This window comes from Streptomyces sp. NBC_00557, from assembly GCF_036345995.1.
In the GTDB taxonomy this organism is placed as follows: domain Bacteria; phylum Actinomycetota; class Actinomycetes; order Streptomycetales; family Streptomycetaceae; genus Streptomyces.
The window spans coordinates 7,220,640-7,239,029 of sequence record NZ_CP107796.1; the positions used below are offsets into that span (position 1 = coordinate 7,220,640).

General features: G+C 74.4%; 15 protein-coding genes. 7 read left to right on the forward strand and 8 right to left on the reverse strand.

What is annotated here, in order from left to right; translation table 11 throughout:
* The first annotated feature begins 6 nt into the window (after positions 1-6).
* Positions 7-4,347: a cation-translocating P-type ATPase gene (locus OG956_RS31920; protein ID WP_330341480.1), complete on the forward strand. Its 4,341-nt coding sequence runs from the start codon at positions 7-9 to the stop codon at positions 4,345-4,347.
* Between the two features lie 344 nt (positions 4,348-4,691).
* Here the strand turns inward: OG956_RS31920 and OG956_RS31925 are convergent, their stop codons facing one another.
* On the reverse strand, positions 4,692-5,771 hold the full coding sequence (locus OG956_RS31925; RefSeq protein WP_330341481.1) for an NADH:flavin oxidoreductase/NADH oxidase: 1,080 nt from the start codon (positions 5,769-5,771) through the stop codon (positions 4,692-4,694).
* A gap of 89 nt (positions 5,772-5,860) precedes the next feature.
* Between OG956_RS31925 and OG956_RS31930 the strand changes: the two genes are divergently transcribed.
* Complete coding sequence (locus tag OG956_RS31930) at positions 5,861-6,256, forward strand: ArsR/SmtB family transcription factor (RefSeq protein WP_330341482.1); 396 nt, start codon at positions 5,861-5,863, stop codon at positions 6,254-6,256.
* On the opposite strand, the gene OG956_RS31935 is transcribed toward OG956_RS31930, so the two are convergent.
* Both OG956_RS31935 and OG956_RS31940 read right to left on the reverse strand, forming a co-directional pair.
* Positions 6,173-7,561, reverse strand: coding sequence for a nucleobase:cation symporter-2 family protein (locus OG956_RS31935; protein WP_330341483.1), 1,389 nt, complete (start codon positions 7,559-7,561; stop codon positions 6,173-6,175). The two genes, OG956_RS31930 and OG956_RS31935, sit on opposite strands and share 84 nt — an antisense overlap.
* Before the next feature lie 210 nt (positions 7,562-7,771).
* Complete coding sequence (locus OG956_RS31940) at positions 7,772-9,106, reverse strand: FAD-dependent oxidoreductase (protein WP_330341484.1); 1,335 nt, start codon at positions 9,104-9,106, stop codon at positions 7,772-7,774.
* Positions 9,107-9,314: 208 nt separating this feature from the next.
* Between OG956_RS31940 and OG956_RS31945 the strand changes: the two genes are divergently transcribed.
* Positions 9,315-9,926 (forward strand): DUF6214 family protein, encoded by a 612-nt coding sequence (locus OG956_RS31945; protein WP_330342995.1) that lies wholly within the window; start codon positions 9,315-9,317, stop codon positions 9,924-9,926.
* Between the two features lie 150 nt (positions 9,927-10,076).
* Here OG956_RS31945 and OG956_RS31950 read toward each other — a convergent pair whose 3' ends face one another.
* From OG956_RS31950 to OG956_RS31960, 3 genes are all read right to left on the reverse strand, one after another.
* The gene (locus OG956_RS31950) at positions 10,077-10,745 is read right to left on the reverse strand and encodes a TetR/AcrR family transcriptional regulator (RefSeq protein ID WP_330341485.1); all 669 of its coding nucleotides are present in this window, start codon (positions 10,743-10,745) and stop codon (positions 10,077-10,079) included.
* Positions 10,746-10,907: 162 nt separating this feature from the next.
* On the reverse strand, positions 10,908-11,597 hold the full coding sequence (locus OG956_RS31955; protein ID WP_330341486.1) for an HAD family hydrolase: 690 nt from the start codon (positions 11,595-11,597) through the stop codon (positions 10,908-10,910).
* 51 nt (positions 11,598-11,648) lie between these two features.
* Positions 11,649-12,284 carry a DUF5134 domain-containing protein gene (locus OG956_RS31960; protein ID WP_330341487.1) on the reverse strand — a complete coding sequence of 212 codons (636 nt, stop codon included), beginning with the start codon at positions 12,282-12,284 and terminating at the stop codon, positions 11,649-11,651.
* 176 nt (positions 12,285-12,460) lie between these two features.
* On the opposite strand from OG956_RS31960, the gene OG956_RS31965 reads away from it, so the two are divergent.
* Positions 12,461-14,125 (forward strand): FUSC family protein, encoded by a 1,665-nt coding sequence (locus OG956_RS31965; protein ID WP_330341488.1) that lies wholly within the window; start codon positions 12,461-12,463, stop codon positions 14,123-14,125.
* Positions 14,122-14,772, forward strand: a complete 651-nt coding sequence (locus tag OG956_RS31970) for a MarR family winged helix-turn-helix transcriptional regulator (RefSeq protein WP_330341489.1) — start codon at positions 14,122-14,124, stop codon at positions 14,770-14,772. The genes OG956_RS31965 and OG956_RS31970 overlap by 4 nt, the downstream gene beginning before the upstream one ends.
* Before the next feature lie 89 nt (positions 14,773-14,861).
* Here OG956_RS31970 and OG956_RS31975 read toward each other — a convergent pair whose 3' ends face one another.
* On the reverse strand, positions 14,862-15,254 hold the full coding sequence (locus tag OG956_RS31975; protein ID WP_330341490.1) for a VOC family protein: 393 nt from the start codon (positions 15,252-15,254) through the stop codon (positions 14,862-14,864).
* 71 nt (positions 15,255-15,325) lie between these two features.
* On the opposite strand from OG956_RS31975, the gene OG956_RS31980 reads away from it, so the two are divergent.
* Complete coding sequence (locus OG956_RS31980) at positions 15,326-15,865, forward strand: GNAT family N-acetyltransferase (protein ID WP_330341491.1); 540 nt, start codon at positions 15,326-15,328, stop codon at positions 15,863-15,865.
* 3 nt (positions 15,866-15,868) lie between these two features.
* Here the strand turns inward: OG956_RS31980 and OG956_RS31985 are convergent, their stop codons facing one another.
* On the reverse strand, positions 15,869-16,552 hold the full coding sequence (locus OG956_RS31985) for a glycerophosphodiester phosphodiesterase (protein ID WP_330341492.1): 684 nt from the start codon (positions 16,550-16,552) through the stop codon (positions 15,869-15,871).
* A 392-nt stretch (positions 16,553-16,944) separates the two neighbouring features.
* Here OG956_RS31985 and OG956_RS31990 point away from each other — a divergent pair, with 392 nt between their 5' ends.
* Positions 16,945-18,342 (forward strand): DUF6421 family protein, encoded by a 1,398-nt coding sequence (locus tag OG956_RS31990; RefSeq protein WP_330341493.1) that lies wholly within the window; start codon positions 16,945-16,947, stop codon positions 18,340-18,342.
* Positions 18,343-18,390: the final 48 nt, after the last annotated feature.

An 18,390-nucleotide genomic window follows, 5' to 3' on the forward strand; every position in this document is an offset into this window, starting at 1 on the left:
AGGGCCATGGGGATCGGACTGCTGACGGTGCCCTCCGCGGCCGCCCGGCTGCTGCCCGCCGCACCGCGGCTGCTGGCGCCGGCGGTCGGGATGGCCGCCGGCGCCGCCGCGGGAACGGCGCGGGCCGGCGTGCGCGGCGCGGACACCGCCGTACGGGTGGCACGGGTCGCGCGCAACGCGCTGCCCGGCACCGGGGGCCACTGGCGGGCCGGCGCCCGCGCCCATCTGGCCCTGCGGCCGGTGGAGCGGGAACAGGTGCGGCGCGCGGGCGGCACGGCGCACCTCGCGCGCCGGGTGGCCGAGGCGCTCGCGGAGCGGCCCGACGTGCTGGTCGCCTACTGGGACCAGGGGCTCGCGCGCCTGGTGGTGACCGCGACCGGCGAGGAGGCCGCCGACGAGGTCCTGAGCCACGCCGCCGACCTGGCCGAGCGGCACGGGCTCGTGCTGTCCGGCGGCGACGTGGAGGAGACCACGCATCCCGCCGACCCGGCCGGGGTGCGTGCGGCCGCGGCCGCGCTCGCCGCCGACGCGGCGGGCATCGGCGTCGCGCTCGGCGCGTACGCGCTGCGGCTGCCGCCCACGCCCCGCGTCGCGACCGCGGCGGTGACGCTGCTGCGGGAGAACCCCCGCTTTCGCGCCTGGCTGCGCGGCCTGCTCGGGGACACCGGCATGGACCTCGTTCTTGCCTGTGCGAACGCAGCCGTCCACGGCGCCGGGCAGACCCCGACCTCGCTGGTCCTCGACGGCGCCCTGCGGGCCTGCCAGGTGGCCGAGACGGTGGCCCGCGCGGCCGCCTTCGACTCGGTGCACGACCAGCTGTGCGCGCCCGGCCGCATCAGCCTTCCGGCGGACGGCGCCCCCCGGCCGCCGTTGCGGGAGTCGCCGGCCCAGGAGTACGCCGAGCACGCCTCCGCGGGCAGTGTGCTGGGCGCGGCGGCCACCCTGCTGGTCAAGCACAACGGCGCCGAGGCGGCGGAAGCGGTCCTCGCCGGCTCGCCGAAGGCCGCCCGCTACGGCCCCGCCGCCTTCCACGCGCTGCTGAGCACCGCCCTCGCCCGCAACGGCGTCCTGGTCCGCGACCCGGACCGGCTGCGCCGGCTGGAGATGGCCGGCACGATCGTCCTGGACGCCGATGTGCTGCGCACCGACGACGGCGAGCCGGACCCGTGGGCCGAACCCGTGCTGGACGCGGCGCGCCGGGCCGGCCTGCGGGTGGTGCTGGTGGAAGACCCCGCTCTGGAGGACTTCGTCGGCCTCGCCGACCAGGTCGTGGACGCGCGCCGGCCGCTGGACGACGTGGTGTACCAGGCACGCGGCGACGGAGGCGGGGTGCTCACCGTCGCCCGGGTGTGCTCGGCGGACGACCACGACGTGCTGGCCGGGCTGCGGGCGGCCGACATCGCCGTCGCCCTCACCGACCAGGAGGGCGCCGTGGTGTGGGGCGCGGATCTCCTCGCCCTGCACGGACTGCCCGACGTGTGGCGGGTGCTGACCGCGATCCCGGCGGCCCGGACGGTCAGCGGGCACGCCCAGATCCTGGCCCGTTCCGGCGCCGCCCTGTCCGGACTCCTCGTCGCGGTCGGCGAGTCCGGCGGCGGCCGGGGACGGTTCGCCGCGCTGCCGGGGCTGCGGCACGCCCCGGTCGACGCCGCCGCCGTGTCGGCCCTGCTGTCGGGGGCGCGCGCCGCGTTCGGCGTGGCGACGGCCCGGCCCCCGCACCCGCGGCCGCGCGTGCACTGGCACGAGCTGGCGCCCGAGCAGGCGCGGGAGCGGCTGGAGCACGAACCGGCCGAGGAGCACGGCGCGTTCGAGGAACTGACCGCCCGCGTCCGCAAGACCGTGGCCGGCGCCGCCCGGCACCCGGCCGCCGCGCCGCTGCGCTGGACCTGCCGGCTGGGCCGGGCCGTGCGCGGCGAACTCCACGACCCGCTCACCCCGGTCCTCGCGGTCGGCTCGGCGGCGTCGGCGATCCTCGGCTCGGTCGTGGACGCCCTGCTCGTCGTCGGCGCCCTGGACCTGAACGCCCTGGTCGGAGGCATCCAGCGGCTGCGCGCCGAGCGGGCGCTGTCCGGGCTGCTCGCGGAGCAGCAGCAGAAGGCGCGGCTGGTCCCGCCGCAGGGCGAGGCGCCGGCCGGCGGCACCCGCACCGTGGATGCGGGCAAGCTGCATCCGGGCGATGTGATCCAGCTGAAGGCGGACGACGTGGTGCCCGCCGACGCCCGGCTGCTGTGGCAGGAGGGCCTGGAGGTCGACGAGTCGGCCCTGACCGGCGAGTCGCTGCCGGTGGAGAAGCAGACCGACCCGACCCCGCACGCCCCGGTCGCCGACCGGCGCTGCATGGTCTTCGAGGGGACGACCGTCGTGGCGGGCCAGGCCCGCGCCATGGTCGTAGAGACCGGCGAGCACACGGAGGCGGCCCGCGCCGTCCACCTCGCCGCCCGCACACCCCCGGCCGGCGGCGTCCAGGCCCGGCTGCAGGAACTCACCCGCAAGGCGATGCCGTTGACCCTGGCGGGCGGCGCCGCGGTGACGGGTCTGGCGCTGCTGCGCGGCACCCCCATCCGGGAGGCGGTCAGCGGCGGCGTGGCGGTGGCCGTGGCCGCCGTACCGGAGGGCCTGCCGCTGGTGGCCACGGTGGCGCAGCTGGCGGCCGCCCGCCGGCTGAGCCACGACGGCGTCCTCGTGCGCACCCCGCGCACCCTCGAGGCGCTGGGCCGCATGGACACGTTCTGCTTCGACAAGACCGGCACGCTCACCGAGAACCGGCTGCGCCTGGTGCGCACCTCCGACGCCGACGGCACGGTCCACACGGTGGACGATGCCGGGTCCGCGGGCACCGTCCGGGCCGCCGCCCGCGCCTGCCCGCGCATCAACGGCGGGGCCGAGCAGCCCGTGCACGCCACCGACGAGGCCGTGCTGGACGCGGCCGGCCCCGACCCGGACTGGACGCAGCTCGCGGGCCTGCCGTTCGAGGCGGCCCGCGGATACGCCGCCGCCGTGGGCCGCAGCGGGGACGGCCCGCTCGTCCTGGTGGTCAAGGGCGCCCCGGAGACCGTGCTGCCCGCCTGCTCCGCCCTGCCCGAGCACGCCTCCGAGGCGGCACGAACGCTGGCGGGCGAGGGCCTGAGGGTGCTGGCGGTGGCCGAACGGCGGCTCGGCGCCGGCGACGAGCCGGCCGACGTCCTCGAACAGCCGCTGCAGGAGCTGGAGTTCACCGGGCTGCTCGCCCTGTCCGACGTACCGCGCGAGACCTCCACGGCGCTGGTGGAGGGCCTGTTGGAGGAAGGGGTGCGGCCGGTGATGCTCACCGGCGACCATCCGCAGACCGCGCGGGCCATCGCCGCCGAGCTGGGCTGGCCCGAGGACACCGTGGTGGTCACCGGGGACGAGCTGGCCGCGGCGGACCGGGCGGCCAGGGCCCGGATGCTGCGGGACGCCGGTGTGGTGGCGCGGGTGGCGCCGGAGCAGAAGCTGCAGGTCGTGGAGGCGCTACGGGACGCCGGCCGGGTCGTCGGCATGGTCGGCGACGGCGCCAACGACGCCGCGGCGATCCGCGCCGCCGACATCGGCGTCGGGATCAGCGCGCGCGGTTCGGCCGCCGCCCGCAACGCCGCCGACATCGTCCTCACCGACGACGACCTGACGGTCCTGATCGACGCGGTCGGCGAGGGCCGCGCGCTGTGGCACAGCGTGGCCGACGCCATCGCCATCCTGATCGGCGGCAACGCGGGCGAGGTCGGGTTCGGCATGCTCGGCACCCTGCTGTCCGGCCGGGCGCCGCTGTCCACCCGGCAGATGCTCATGGTGAACCTCTTCACCGACCTGTTCCCGTCGATGGCGGTCGCGGTCACCGAGCGCGCGGAGGAGTCCGGCATGCTGCGGGCCCGCGGCGGCCCGGGCGGGGACGGGGAGCACGGCACGGCCGGCGCCCGCGGCGGATCCCCGGAGGACGCCTCCGCCGTGCTCGGCGCGCCCCTGCTGCGGCAGATCCGGCACCGGGCGCTCACCACCTGCCTGGGCGCGGTGACGGCCTGGCTGTTCGGCCGCTTCACCCCCGGCACCGCGCGCCGCTCCAGCACGATGGCGCTGTGCGGGGTGGTCGGCACCCAGCTCGTGCAGACCTGGCTGGACCGGCGCGACAGCCGCCTGGTGCAGATCACCTGCCTGGGGTCCGCGGCGGCCCTGGTCGCGGCCGTGCAGACCCCGGTCGTCAGCCAGGCCGTCGGCTGCACCCCGCTCGGCCCGGTCGCCTGGGCCGGGGTCGTCGCGGCGATCGCCCTGGCGCTGGCGGGACAGCGGGTGCTGCCCCGCCTGGAGGAGACGGTCACGCGGCTGCTGCCGAGCTGAGCCGGTGGCGCGCCCGCCCTGCCCGGCGGGCTCGGACGGACGGGGTGGCGCCTGTCTTGTACGGCCGGGCTCGGACGGACGGGGTGGCGCTCGCCCTGGCCCGCCGGGCTCGGACAGGGCGGGGTGGCGCCTGTCCTGTGCGGCCGGGCTCGGACAGGGCGGGGCGGCGCCTGTCCTGTGCGGCCGGGCTCGGACGGACGGGGCGGCGCTCGCCCTGTCCGGCCAGGCTCGGGCCGCGAGGGTGGCGCTCGCCCTGAGCCGGCCGGGTTCGGACCGCGAGGGTGGCGCCCGTCCTGCCCGGCCGACTCAGAGCGAGGCGCGGCTACGGTCCTGCCCGGCCGGGCTCAGACCGAGCGGTGGTACGGGTCCGGCACCCGGACCTCGCCGCCCAGCTCGCGGGCGGCATGCCGGGCCCAGGACGGGTTGCGCAGCAGCTCGCGGCCCAGCAGGACGGCGTCGGCCTCGCCGTTCGTCACGATCTTCTCCGCCTGCCCGGCCTCGGTGATCAGGCCCACCGCGGCGACGCGCAGCGGGCTCCCGGCCTTCACCCGGGCGGCGAACGGCACCTGGTAGCCCGGCCCGGTCGGAATGGTCACGCCGGAGGCGTTGCCGCCGGTGGAGACGTCGAGCAGGTCGACGCCGTGCGCGTGCAGGTCGTGGGCGAAGCGGACCGTGTCCTCGGCGGTCCAGCCGCCGTCCTGGAGCCAGTCGGTGGCCGAGATGCGGAAGAACACCGGCTTCTCCTCGGGCCACACCTCCCGTACGGCGTCCACGACCTCCAGGGCGAACCGGGTGCGGTTCTCGTACGAGCCGCCGTAGGCGTCGGTGCGGTGGTTGGAGTGCGGGGAGAGGAACTCGTTGATCAGATAGCCGTGGGCGCCGTGGATCTCGACGACCTCGAAGCCGGCGGCGAACGCCCGGCGGGCCGCGGCGGCGAACCGGCCGACGACCTCCCGGATCTGCTCCACCGTCAGCTCGGCGGGCACCGGGTGGCGCTCGTCGAAGGGCACCGCGCTCGGCGCGACCGGCTGCCAGCCGCCCGCCTCGGGGCCGAGCGGCGCACCGCCCTTCCAGGGCCGGTCGGTGGACGCCTTGCGGCCGGCGTGGGCGAGCTGGACGCCCGGCACCGTGCCCTGGGCGCTGAGGAAGCCGGTGATCCGGCGGAAGGCCTCCACCTGCGTGTCGTTCCACAGGCCGAGGTCGTACGGGGAGATCCGGCCCTCCGGCGCGACCGCGGTGGCCTCCACGACGATCAGACCGGTGCCGCCCGTGGCCCGCGCCCCGTAGTGCGCGAAGTGCCAGTCACCGGGAGCGCCCGCGAGCGGGCCCTCCGGCGCGGCCGAGTACTGGCACATCGGGGGCATCCACACCCGGTTCGGGATGGTCACTTCGCGCAGGGTGATGCTCTCGAAGAGGGCGCTCACGTCAGACTCCGTTCGTCACGGGACCGTGGTCGACTCGTACGATAAACCTCGTACTACGATAGGTGTCAAACTACGGTGAGTCTCGTACGATGCTGGTGACCGAGGAGTTCCGCGACGAAGGGGCAGCCGCCGTGACCGAGACCGCCGCCGGCCGCGCGCTGCCGCACCCGGAGCGCGACGAGATCCGCCTCGAGGGCGTGCTGCACGCGCTCTCCGACCCGATGCGGCTGCGGATCGTACGCGAACTCGCCGCCCGTGACGCCGAGTTGACCTGCTCCCAGTTCGACCTGCCGGTGACCAAGTCCACCACCACCCACCACTTCCGGGTGCTGCGCGAGAACGGGGTCATCCGGCAGGTCTACCGGGGCACGGCCAAGATGAACGTGCTGCGCCGGGACGACCTAGACGGTCTTTTCCCGGGGCTGCTCGCCAGCCTCCTCGCCGCTGCGGACCGGCAGTCCGTCCGCCTCGGCGGTGACGGCTGAACCCGCCTTCGCGGGAAGGTGGTTGAAGAGCAGGTTCAGCACGATCGCGGACAGGCAGCCCGCGCTGATCCCGCTGTTCATCACCGTCTGGAACCAGTCCGGGAACTTCTCGTAGACCGTCGGCACCCCCACCGGCAGCATGCCGACGGCCACCGACACCGCCACCACCGTCAGGTTCTGGGTGCCCGCGAAGTCGACCCGGGCCAGCGTCCGCAGCCCGCTCGCCGCGACCGTGCCGAACATCACCAGTCCGGCCCCGCCCAGCACCGGCGCCGGGATCGCCGCGACCACCGCGCCCAGCTTGGGCAGCAGACCGAGCAGCACCAGGATCCCGCCCGCCGCCGCGACCACCCAGCGGCTGCGCACCCGGGTCAGCCCGACCAGGCCCACGTTCTGCGCGTACGCCGTGTACGGGAAGGTGTTGAACACCCCGCCCAGCACTGTCGACAGACCGTCCGCGCGCAGCCCGTCGGCGAGCGAGCGCGGTGTCGCCGTCCGCCCCGTCAGCTCGCCCACCGCGATGAGGTCGCCGGCCGTCTCGGTCATGGTCACCAGAGCCACTACCAGCATGGACACGATCGCGGAGGCCCTGAAGTCGGGCGCCCCGAAGTGGAACGGCGTGCTGACGCCCAGCCAGTCGGCGTCGGAGACCCCGCCGAAGTCGGTGAACCCGAACGGCACCGCGACCGCCAGGCCCACCGCGATCCCGATCAGCACGGCGACCCGGCCGAGCGCGGGCGGCGCGAACCGCTGCACGGCCAGCACCACCGCCAGCACGAACGCCGCCAGCGCCAGGTTCCTCGGCTCCCCGAAGTCCTTCGAACCGGCGCCGCCCGCAGCCCAGTTGCCCGCCACCGGCAGCAGCGAGACCCCGATGACCAGGATCACCGTGCCGGTCACCAGCGGCGGGAAGAACCGCAGCAGTCTGCCGAAGACCGGGGCGAGCAGCAGGATCGCCAGACCCGCGACGATCACCGAACCGTAGATCGCGGGCAGTCCGCCGCCCGTCGTCCCGATGAGCACCATCGGCGACACGGCCGCGAACGTACAGCCCTGCATGATCGGCAGCCTGACACCGAACCGCCAGAAGCCGACGCACTGGATCAGCGTGGCGATCCCGCACACCAGCAGATCGGCGGTGATCAGATACGCCAGATCGGCCGGCGAGAGCTTCATCGCCGCGCCCACGATCAGCGGGACGGCGACGGCGCCCGCGTACATCGCGAGCACGTGCTGCAGCCCGAGGGCCGCCAACTGCCGTACCGGCGGTATCTCGTCGACGGGATGGACGTCTGTGGTGGCCATGGGCACTCCAACCGTGCGCGGGCGGGGGGTGGCATCGGAACAGGACGAGACCGTAGGCGTCTTGCACAGTTTGTTGATTTCCGGACCGTTGCCGGTGTGTGTCATGCCCGCCCGGCGACGGAGGAATCCCCGCCCGCCGGCGCTATCCCGAGCTGCCTGCCGGGGCTACCGCGACCCGCCCGCGGCGCTACCGCGAGCCGGCCGCCGACGCTACCGCGACCCGGCCGCCCTGAGCAGCGCGTCCCAGTCGGCCAGCTTCACCACGCTCCGTCCCAGGCGTGCGCCCAGCTCCGCCTCGGCCCGCTCGATCGCCAGCCACCCCGCCCACGGCACCGGTTCGATCCCGGCCGCCCGCAGCGCCGCCACCGGGTCCTCGGGCACGGGCCGGCGCATCAGCGTGGGAGCGTCCGCCAGCAGGGAGGTCGCCGTCTCCTTGGCGCAGGGCCGGTTGGTGCCGATGACACCGGTCGGGCCGCGCTTGATCCAGCCGGCGACGTACTCGCCGGGGGAGGGGACGCCGTCGCGCAGGACACGCCCTGCCGCGTTCGGCACCGTGCCGCTCGGCGCGTCGAACGGCAGCCCGTCCAGCGGAACCCCGCGATAGCCCACCGAGCGCAGCACCAACTGGGCCGGCACCTCCTCGAACCGGCCCGTGCCCGTCACCCCGCCCCGGCCGTCCGGCGCCGTCCGCTCGAAACGCACCCCGCCCACCCGGCCCCGCTCGGCGAGCAGTTCCACCGGGCGCAGGAAGAACCGCAGCCGGATACGGCGGACGGCACGGGACGAGGGCCGTCCGGCCCAGCCGCGCAGCACCTCCAGATTGCGCCGCTGCACGGTGGGCAGCGCCGCGGCATCGGCCGGATCCAGCGTCAGGTCGCCCGGATCGACGCTGACCTCGGTGTGGGGCAGCCCGCCCAGCTCGCGCAGCTCCTTGGTGGTGAAGCGGGCCTGGGCGGGGCCGCGCCGGCCCACCATCTGCACGTCGGTGACCCCGCTCGCCGCGAGGGCGTCCAGCGCACCCTGCGGGATGTCCGTCGGCCGCAGCTCCTCCGCGCCCCGCACCAGCATCCGCGTGACGTCCACCGCCACATTGCCCACGCCGATGACGACGGCCGACCGCACCCCGCGCAGAAAGCCGGCGTCGGCCGCGTCCGGGTGCGCGCTGTACCAGGCCACGAAGTCGGTCGCCGACCAGCTGCCCGGCAGCTCTTCGCCCGGAATCCCGAGGTGCCGGTCGGTGGCGGCGCCCACGCAGTACACCACCGCGTGGTACAGCTCCCGCAGCCGCTCCACCGGCAGCCCGCCGGGGCCGCCCACCCGGACCCCGCCGAGGAACCGCACGCGCTCGTGCTCCAGCACCGACCGGAGACTGCCCTGCAGCGACTTGATCTTCTCGTGGTCCGGGGCGACGCCGTACCGGACCAGGCCGTACGGGCACGGCAGCCGGTCCAGGACGTCCACGCGCGCCTCGGGATCCAGCTGGACCAGTGTCTGGGCGGTGTAGCACCCGCTCGGTCCCGAGCCGACGACGGCGATACGCAGCACAGCGGGACTCCTCGGCCGAAGGGGAAGGAGAGAGAGCCTGCGAACGACTCCAGCATCGCATCCCCCGGCCCGTCAGTGCAGGGTCCGGCGGGGTGACGCCGACGCGTGTCCCTTCGTCTGGAGGTGATCACGCGATTACGTTGCGTGTGTGCCAGAAGCGTCCTTTCTTCATCTTTCCGACCGGAACACGGCGGACGGCGCGGTCTCCGTGTGGCCCGCGTGGAAGGTGCGGCAGCACGGCGACGAGCAGGAGCGCGGCGACGTCACGTCCTGGTTCCAGGTACGGCTGGCCTTCCCGGACGGCGCGCGCGTCGACGCCCTTGCCGTGCTGCACGAGGGGCGCGTGTCCATCGAGGACGTGCAGGCCGAGCCGGCCCTGTCCCTGGCCGACCTGGCCGTGCTCGCGGACTGGATCGAGGGCCCGCTGTTCGCGTCGTGCGGCGTGGAGCGGCCGGAGCCCCGCGCAGGGGAGCAGTCTTACGACGAGGACGGCGAGGAAAAGGAAGGCGGGGACGACGGCGGCGAGCCGCCGGAGGACGGGGGCGGACCGGAAGCCGGCGACGAGTCCGGAGAGGCGGGGGAGGGCGGAGAGGGCGGCGTGCTGTGCGCGGGACCGCAGCACGCCCGGCCGGTCCGGTTGCGGGGCGTCGAGGGCAGCCGGCTGGTCGCGCAGGAGTACCGCGCCGCGCAGGAGGCGGGCGTCGACCCGGTGCTCGCCGTGATGAACGCGACCGGACGCAGCCGCCGGCGCTCCCTCCGCCTGATCGCCCAGGCGCGGGACGCCGGGTTCCTGACACCCCGTCACGTGCGCCGCGACTGACGCGGACGGTCTCCGCGGCGGTCGGGACGCTCCTCTGGGGCTGCCCGGACTCATCTTGGGAGGTGCTCGGGGGTTGCCGGGACGCTCCTCGGGGGCTGCTGGGGCGCTCCCTCCGTCCTCGGGGGCTGCTGGGGGGCGCTCCTCTCGTCCTCAGGAGCCGCTCGGGCGCTCCTCCGTGGCGAAGAACCGGGACAGGTCCCGCTTCCGGGTACCCTCGTCCGTCTCCTTCTCCGGCGGCAGTCCCGACTCCCAGTCGAGCCCGTACCGCTGGAACAGCTCGGCCCGCAGCGCCGGAACGGGCATCGGCACCCCCGGCACCAGTGCGGCGTACACCGCGCCCATCAGCAGGGCCCGCAGCATCGGATAGTCGGCGGCGACGTCCTGTGAGCCGCACCGGGCGACCGTGTCGCTGAGCAGCTCCGACAGCCGGCGCTGCTCCGGGCACTGCACGAAGCCCTCCGCCTGCAGCAGCCCCGCCATGTGCTGGCGCATCAGCACCGGCCGGTCGCGGGCCAGGCCCAGGATCGCGTCGATGGCCCGCGCCAGGCGCTCCCGGCCGTCGTCGGTGCGCGGCTCCCGCTCCAGCGCCTCCTCCAGCGTGCGGTGCATCAGCCGGTGCACGGCGGACTGCACCAACTGGCGCTTGCCGGGGAAGTAGTACGACACCAGTCCGCGCGCCGAACCGGCACGGTCCGCGATGTCGCCCAGCGTGGTGGCCTCGAATCCGTTCTCGTCGACCAGCTCCACGGCGGCCTGCAGCAGCCGCTCACGGGAACGCCGCCGCAACTCTTCATTGACCGAGGCGCTGCGCGGGGACATCCTGTAACTCCTGCGTTGACTGGCTGCCAGCCAACTATACTCAACGCGGTGGGCACCGCCATGCGCGGGGCCTGTCCAGGGCTGCCGTCCGTCTGGGGCGACGCGGGGGATCGTCTCAGGCGGGCGGCGTGGAACAGGGAGGGCGCCGCGGGGTGGTGGGCCTCAGCCCACCAGATCCAGCACCGGCAGCAGGGCGTCCGGGCGGTCCGTCACCGGCAGGTGGTCGACGAAGTGCACCCGGCAGCCGAGCGCGGCCGCCCCGCCGTCGGCCTCCTTGCTGTCGCCGACCATCACCGTCTCGCGCGGATCGGCGCCGAGCGCCGCGCAGGCCACCGAGAACAGCCGTGGGTCCGGCTTCTGCACGCCGTGCTCGTACGACAGCACGTACGCGTCCACGTACCGGTCGAGGCCGTGCTCGCGGAACACCGGGCGCAGATCCCAGCCGATGTTGCTGACCACGCCGACGCCGATCCCGCGCTCGCGCAGCGTGCGCAGCACCTCCTCGGCGTCCGGGTAGGGCGCCCAGGCGGCCGGGGTCTTGTGCCGCTCGTACAGCGCGTCGTGCAGCCCGGGGTCGGGAAGCGGCACCCGCCGGGACAGGCCCGTGTACGCCGTCCGGTGCAGCTCCGCGCTCTTGTCCCGCACCGCCCAGAGCCCGGCCAGGTCCGCGGGCACCTCCACCGGTGTCGCACCGCCCGGCAGCGCACCGGCCGTTTCCAGGTCCCTTGCTCTGGCCTGCAGTTCGGGCTCGGGCAGGGTGTACCCCGTCTCGGCCAGTACCGTCCGCAGCCAGGACTCGGTGGACTCGACGCGGAACAGCGTCCCGGAGAAGTCGAACAACACGGCAGTCATGCGCCCGACCCTATCCGGGCCGGCCGGCATGACCCGCTCACTCTCATCCGGTCACATGGTGAGCAGCATGGCGACCATGCCGATCCCCATCGACAGCCGGCAGGCCCGCGCCAACTCCGGCCGGTCGCCCCAGCCGAGCGGCCTTCCCCCTGCCCCGACCGCCGCACCGGCCCCGACCCCCGCACCAACCTCGACAGCCCCACCGGCCCCGAGCGCCGGCCCCGCCCCGAGCGCCGGACCAGGACCGGCCGCCGGGACCAGTCGGGCGCCGGTGAGCAGCACGTACCCGGTGAAGTACAGCAGCAGTGCGCCGGTCAGCAACGGCACCCCGGAGCCGCCGTGCGCGTGGTGCGCACCGGGCGGGGCCGCCGCCATCGCCACCGACATGTAGACCATGGCCGCCGTGCCCACCAGGTGGTGCAGATGGTGCGGCGCCGTGCGCGCCGCCCACAGCGCGCGCAGCGCCGCCGCGCCGAACACGGCCGCGTAGAGCGGCCACGCCCATCCCGGCGGCGTGAACACGGCCGCCGGTACGGCCATCACGGCCATGCCGAAGCCCATCAGCGCCTCGCCGCCCGCGGCCCGGCGCTGCTCCTCGACGCCGCTGCGCATCCGCAGCAGGCAGTACGCCCCCGTCGCCGTGCACAGGGCGACCAGCAGCCACGCTGCCGACACCGGTCCGAGCACACGCACCTCCCCGTTCGACGGTCGGTCGAAGGATGCGATGCCCACCTCATACGGGGCGTACGCGAGCGCAAGGGTGTACACGGGGAGCATGCGGCGGAGCACGCGGGGTGAGCGGACGGCCGGCCTGACGCAGGCGCAGGAAAGTTTACGAGTAAAACACCTGCTAAATTGAATGGATGAGCAGTGCCAGCCCCCACCGACTTCCCCTCGCCGGAGTGCTCCGCCTCGGCCGGCCCTCCGACATCTGGTTCAAGCCCGCCCTGAGCGTGGTCGCCGCGGTCGCCCCGGCCAACCTGACCCTGCTGGCGCTCGGCCGCCTGGACCTCGCGATGTACACGATGGCCGGGTCGCTGTGCGCGCTCTACGGCCACAGCCGGCCCTACGCCGCCCGCGCCCGCGTTCTGGCCTGGGTGGTGCTCGGCATGGTCGGCGGCCTCACGGTCTCCCTCCTCGCCGCGTCCCTCACCCACAGCGCGGTGGTCCTCGTCACCGTGGGCGCCGTGCTGGCGGCCGTGCAGAAGGCCGCCAGCGACGCCACCCGGCTCGGACCGCCCGGCAACGTGGTGCTGACCTTCATCAGCTCCGCCTCGCTGTTCGTGCCGCAGACCCTCGGCCAGGTGCCCGGGCACGCCGGGCTGGCCCTGGCGGCCGGCGCCTGGGCCTGGCTGGTCGGCATGGCACCGGGCCTGCTCCGCCCGTACGGCCCGGAGCGCCGCGCCACCGCCCGGGCGCTCGACGCCGCCGCCGCGTACGCCGACACGCGCGGCACCGCCGGCGGCCACGCCCGGGCCCGCGCCGCGAGCGCCGCCGCGATCCACGCCGCCTGGCAGTCGCTGCTCGCCGCCGGCGCCCGCCCGGACCGCAACCGGCGCGCCCTCGAACGCCTCCTGGTCCGCGCCGAGGTCGCCCTCGCCGCGCCCGCCGACGCCGACCCCGCAGGGCTGCGCGCCTGGGCCCGCGAGCTGCGCGGCACCGGCCGGATCCCGCGCGTCGCGTCCCCGCGCGGGTCCGCGTACGAACTCCTCGGCGTGGACACCGAACTCGCCCTGCCGCGGCGGCCGTTGCGCCACCAGCTGGCCCCTTGTGCCCCGATCGCCGTCCGCACCGCGATCGGCTGCGCCCTCGCCGGCTACGCCTCCCTCGCCCTCGGGGCCGGCCGGCCGTACTGGGCACTGGTCACCGCGGCCTCCCTCTACCAGGCCAACGTCACCCTCACCTGGAGCCGCGCCGTCCAGCGGGTGGTCGGCAACGTCGTCGGCGTCCTGTTCTTCGCCGCCCTCGCCCCCCTCGCCCATCTCCACCCGGCCGTGCTGGTGCTGTCCGTCCTCGCCCTGAACTTCGGCGCGGAGGCGCTGATCGGCCGCAACTACTGGCTCGGCACCGTCTGCGTGACCCCGATGGCCCTGCTCATCACCGAGTTCGCCCGCGCCCAGAACCCGGCCGAGCTGATCACCCAGCGGGTCCTGGACACCCTCGTCGGCGCGCTGGCCGGCTTCGTCGCGGCGGTCGCCGTCACCAACCGGCGCGCCGGGGACCGCCTCGAGCAGGCGCTGGCCACGGCGGAACGCGCCCGAGAGAACGCCGCCCGGCTGCTGGCCGAACCGCACCCGGCCCCGCACGCCCTGGAAGCCGCCCGCCGCGCCCTCGCCGCCGCCCTCGCCGACCTGCGCGCCACGGCCGACGCCGCCTCCGGCGAGTGGTGGCAGCGCGCCCTGCCCGAGGAGCGGGTCGTGCTCGCCGAGCAGTCCGGACACCGTACGCTCGCGGCGACGGTACGACGCCAGGGCTTCGTGCCGCCGCTGCACCAGGACGGCAGAGCGACGGAGGACGTACGGCCATGACGGGGACGAACGGCGGACACGTGCCGGCGGACGGCACGCCCGGCGCCGGCCGGGCGCGCGACCACGGCCGGTCCGCCGGCCCGCGACCCGGTGCCGCGCAGCCGGGGAGGGACGGGGCCGCGGCCGGCGCCGGGGCGCGGCGCGACGCCGACACCGTCGCCGCCGTCGTCCGGCAGTGGCGTGCCGTGCACCCCGAGCTGGACACCGGGCCCATGGAGGTCATCGGCCGGATCAACCGGTGCGCCGCGCTGCTCCAGCAGGCCGAGGACGCCCCGCTGCGCCGCGCCGGGCTCAGCCGTCCGGAGTACGACCTGCTGGGCGCGCTGCGCCGGACCGGGCACGAACTGACCCCCGGTGAGCTGGCCCGCGAGACCTTCTCCTCCGGAGCCGCCGTCACCAAGCGGCTGAAGCAGCTGACCGAACGCGGACTGGTCGAGCGGCGCGGCGACACCCGCGACCGCCGGGTCGCCCACGTCCGGCTCACCGACGCCGGCCGCGAGCTGGTCGACGGCATCCTCCCCGAGCAACTCGCCTACGAGACGGCGGTCCTGTCCGTCCTGGCCCCGCAGGGGCAGCGCGAACTCGCCGGTCTGCTGGCCGAGTTGCTGAGCCGCCTGGAGGGCCGTGCGGAGGCCCTGCGCGCCTGACCGGCCGGCGCCGGCACCGCGCATCGGCGGCGGCGCGTCGAGCGCCGCCCGGGGGCGGTCGGGGGGCGCCGGGACCGCGGGGTGCGGCGCTAGATGCCCGGGCGGTAGCGCATCGGGTGGTCCTCGGGGACCTCCACCAGGGCGATGCGGATGCCGTCCGGGTCGGCGATCCACATCTCGACCAGCCCCCAGGGCTCCTTCACCGGAGGCCGGACGACCTCGACTCCCTTGGCTCGCAACTCCTCGTGCGCGGCCGTGACGTCCTCGACCTGGAGCCAGAGCCGGACCGCGGGGGACTGCGGGGTGCCGGACCTGCCGGAGACCTCCAGGAAGCCGCCGCCGAGGAAGTAGACCGTCCCGCGCTCGGGCCCCGTACCGAACTCGCGGTAGACCGACAGGCCCAGCTGATCGCCGTAGAAGGTCCGGGAGCGCTCGGGGTCGGCGGGGGTGAGCAGCGTCCGGCTGCTGAGTACGTGCACCATGCGGGTGGAGCCTAATGGCAGGGTTACCCTCGACCCTGGCTGAGCCACGCCCGAGATCGGAGTAAGCCCCCATGGAGACCCCCGCCGCCGGCCCCACCTTCCGCGACGCCACCGACGCCGACGTCGACGCGCTGGTCGCGCTGATCGAGTCCGCCTACCGCGGCGACTCCAGCCGGGCCGGGTGGACCACCGAGGCGGACATCCTCCAGGGGCAGCGGACGGATCCCGAGGGCGTGCTGGAGGTGATCAAGTCGCCCCAGAGCCGGCTGCTGACCGTGGAGCAGGACGGCGAGATCATCGCCTGCTGCCAGCTGGAACACCGCGGTGACCACGCCTACTTCGGCATGTTCGCGGTCCGTCCCGGGCTGCAGGGCGCGGGCCTGGGCAAGACGGTCATGGCGGAGGCCGAGCGCCAGGTCCGCGAGGACTGGGGCGTCACCGAGATGCACATGACGGTGATCTCCGTACGGGACGACCTGATCGCCTGGTACGAGCGCCGCGGGTACCGCCGTACGGGAAAGATGTCGCCCTTCCCGTACGGCGACGAGCGCTTCGGCATCCCGCAGCGCGACGACCTGCAGTTCGAGCTGCTGGTCAAGAAGCTCGGGTGACCGTCACGCCGTGAAGCGCCCCGTGCGCTTGATCTCCGGGAAGTCGGTCGTGGCGCCGTCCAGCTCCAGCGCGCGCACCAGCCGCAGATGATCCTGGGTGTTGACCACCCAGCCGATGACCCGCAGCCCGGACCCGCGCGCGTGCTCGACGGTCTCCAGGGTGAGCCGGCGGATGTTGAGGCAGACGGTCGCCGCGCCCACGGCGACCGCGCGCTCCACCACGTCCGTGCCGTAGCGGCTGGCGATCAGCGCGGTGCGCACCCCGGGCACCAGCCGGGTGATCTCGGCGATCGCGTCGTCGTGGAACGAGGACACCTCCACGCGCCCGACCAGGTCGCGGTCGTGCATCACCGCCGCGAGCGCGCGGGCCGCCGCCACGTCCTTGATCTCGGCCTGCAGCGGCGTGCGGACCGCCTCCAGCACCTCCTCGAACACCGGGACGCGCTCGCCGCGGCCCGCGTCCAGGGCGCGCAGCTCGGCCAGGGTCTTGTCGGCGATCGGCCCGGTGCCGTCGGTCGTGCGGTCCACCTCGTCGTCGTGCATGACGACCAGGGCGCCGTCCTTGCTCAGATGCAGATCGAGTTCGATGACGTCGAGGCCGGCGTCCTGCGCGGCGACGAAGGAACGAAGGGTGTTCTCGGGCTCGACACCCATGACCCCGCGGTGACCGATGGTAAGGAAGTTCAAGGTTCGACTCCGTTCCGTCGACGGCGGCTCGGCACGCGCGGAACGGGCGGACGCCGTCGTCCGCGCGGGCAGAGTCGCAGCCTAACGGCCGAGCCCCGCGATGAACCCGCACGTGCACAAGGCATACGGGTGCGTGGCGGCCGTCGACTGGCCGGTATGCGCCCCTGCCGGCACCCTCGGGCGGGCGCGTCCCCGCACCCGCGCCCGACCGGATCCCTACGGCCCCGGGCACCCGGCCGCTCGATCGAAGTGAGCGTCGTCACGGTTTACGACAGGAAAAACGTCGGTGACCAAGGGACTCGGCAGAATAATTTCCCGATCTGCCTCTTGCTGGCTGAATCGGGGTATGCATACGGTGTCCCTACGCGAGCTTCTCCCGTGGAGGATGGGTCATGACGGAAATTCTTGTGCAGGCGGGTGCGGAGGGACATATTCCTTCGTCGACCAGGGTGATTGAGCACCCGGCCTGGCCCGTGCTCAAGGATGCCGTGGAGCGGATCCGGCCATGGCAGTCCAAGGACGGATCGATCGACTTCGACGCCGAGGGCGCCCCGGACAAGGCCGAAGCGGAGGGTGCCGTACGGCGTGTCGTCGAGGCGGTCGAGCAGCTGTCCCCGCTGCTCCCGCACGACGAGACCTACCACCGCGCCCTCGTGACGGACCTGCACCGCTGGGCCGAGGGCGGCTTCCAGGTCCCGGACTTCCTGGACTCCCTGCTGGCCTTCCAGCCCGCCGCGAACCGCGTGGACGGCCTGCAGCACCTGGTCGTCTTCCCGATGTACACGCAGAACGGCAACCCGGACCGCAACCTGGAGGCGGTCGTGCTGCGCATGGTCTGGCCGGACTGGCTGGCCGAGCTGGAGCGCACCCGGTACGACAACCCGCTGTTCTGCGGCATCACCTTCGAGGACTTCACCTCCGGCTATGACACCAACTCCGCGGTGCTGTTCCCGGAGACCATCGCCGTGCGTGAGGCACCGGAACGTTTCTCCTGGGGTGGCATCTTCTGCGACCGCGAGGCCGCCCGCTTCCGCCGGGTCACCGCGGCCGCCGTCGACATCCTGGGCCTCGACCTGCCCGAGGACATCGCCGCGATGGTCCACGACCAGAAGCGCTGCGAAGAGGCCTTCGTCCTGTGGGACATGGTCCACGACCGCACCCACAGCCACGGCGACCTGCCCTTCGACCCGTTCATGATCAAGCAGCGCCAGCCGTTCTGGATGTACGGCCTGGAGGAGCTGCGCTGCGACCTCACCGCCTTCAAGGAGGCCGTCAAGCTCCAGGCGGACGGCGTCCCGCAGGCCCGTGACGTGCAGTACGCGGTGCTCTTCGACCGGATGTTCCGCTTCCCGGTCACCGGCGACCGCAACCGCAACTACGACGGCCTCGGCGGCCAGCTGCTCTTCGCCTACCTGCACAAGCACGACGTCGTCCGCTGGACCGACAACAAGCTCTCCATCGACTGGGAGCGCGCCCCGCAGGTCACCAACCAGCTCTGCGCCGAGATCGAGAAGCTCTACAAGGACGGCATCGACCGCCCGAAGCTGGTCCACTGGTTCGCCGGCTACGAGCTGGTCGCTACCTACCTCGCCCCGCACCCGGGCTCCAAATGGGCCAAGGGTCCCGACGCCCTGGACCTGACCCAGCCGCCGCGCAAGCTCGTGGACGACGTGCTTCCGGACGAGTTTCCGCTGAGCATGTTCTACGAGGCCCTGTCCAAGAAGCTGAAGAACGTGATCGCCTCCACCAAGGGCATCACGGCGGACAGTGCCGAGCGGATCGCCGCGTGAGCGACCGCACCGACGAGCACACTGCTTCGAAGAACACTGCTTCAGAGG

What these genes read in the sequence shown, in the direction of transcription:
- OG956_RS31950 (WP_330341485.1), bottom strand. Translation starts at nt 10,745, where the DNA reads ATGTCCCCGCGCAGCGCCTCGGTCAATGAAGAGTTGCGGCGGCGTTCC.
- OG956_RS31965 (WP_330341488.1), top strand. Translation starts at nt 12,461, where the DNA reads ATGAGCAGTGCCAGCCCCCACCGACTTCCCCTCGCCGGAGTGCTCCGC.
- OG956_RS31930 (WP_330341482.1), top strand. Translation starts at nt 5,861, where the DNA reads ATGCTGGTGACCGAGGAGTTCCGCGACGAAGGGGCAGCCGCCGTGACC.
- OG956_RS31955 (WP_330341486.1), bottom strand. Translation starts at nt 11,597, where the DNA reads ATGACTGCCGTGTTGTTCGACTTCTCCGGGACGCTGTTCCGCGTCGAG.
- OG956_RS31975 (WP_330341490.1), bottom strand. Translation starts at nt 15,254, where the DNA reads ATGGTGCACGTACTCAGCAGCCGGACGCTGCTCACCCCCGCCGACCCC.
- OG956_RS31935 (WP_330341483.1), bottom strand. Translation starts at nt 7,561, where the DNA reads ATGGCCACCACAGACGTCCATCCCGTCGACGAGATACCGCCGGTACGG.
- OG956_RS31970 (WP_330341489.1), top strand. Translation starts at nt 14,122, where the DNA reads ATGACGGGGACGAACGGCGGACACGTGCCGGCGGACGGCACGCCCGGC.
- OG956_RS31920 (WP_330341480.1), top strand. Translation starts at nt 7, where the DNA reads ATGGGGATCGGACTGCTGACGGTGCCCTCCGCGGCCGCCCGGCTGCTG.
- OG956_RS31990 (WP_330341493.1), top strand. Translation starts at nt 16,945, where the DNA reads ATGACGGAAATTCTTGTGCAGGCGGGTGCGGAGGGACATATTCCTTCG.
- OG956_RS31980 (WP_330341491.1), top strand. Translation starts at nt 15,326, where the DNA reads ATGGAGACCCCCGCCGCCGGCCCCACCTTCCGCGACGCCACCGACGCC.